At 52.8% G+C, this 627-nt stretch carries 1 rRNA gene; it reads right to left on the bottom strand.

Going from position 1 to position 627, the window contains the following annotated elements:
* Position 1 precedes the first annotated feature (1 nt).
* Positions 2-627, bottom strand: a 23S ribosomal RNA gene (locus CHL78_RS20445); the annotation flags it as partial.

Here is a 627-nt window from a genome sequence, read left to right on the forward strand (position 1 = left end):
ATTGGTCAAGTCCTCGACCTATTAGTATCGATAAGCTACATACATTACTGCACTTACACCTTCGACCTATCAACCAGGTAGTCTTCCTGGGGTCTTACCCTTACGGTGGGAAATCTTATCTTGAAGTCGGCTTCGCGCTTAGATGCTTTCAGCGCTTATCCATTCCGCACGTAGCTACCCAGCTATGCCCTTGGCAGAACAACTGGTACACCAGAGGTGCGTCCATCCCGGTCCTCTCGTACTAAGGACAGGTCTCCTCAAATTTCCTACGCCTGCGACGGATAGGGACCGAACTGTCTCACGACGTTCTGAACCCAGCTCGCGTACCACTTTAATGGGCGAACAGCCCAACCCTTGGGACCTACTACAGCCCCAGGATGTGATGAGCCGACATCGAGGTGCCAAACCTCCCCGTCGATGTGGACTCTTGGGGGAGATAAGCCTGTTATCCCCAGGGTAGCTTTTATCCGTTGAGCGATGGCCCTTCCATGCGGTACCACCGGATCACTAAGTCCGACTTTCGTCCTTGCTCGACCTGTATGTCTTGCAATCAAGCTCTCTTGTGCCTTTACACTCTACGCACGATTTCCGACCGTGCTGAGAGAACCTTTGAGCGCCTCCGTTACT

It is taken from the genome of Romboutsia weinsteinii, from assembly GCF_002250835.2.
Taxonomy (GTDB): Bacteria; Bacillota; Clostridia; order Peptostreptococcales; family Peptostreptococcaceae; genus Romboutsia_A; species Romboutsia_A weinsteinii.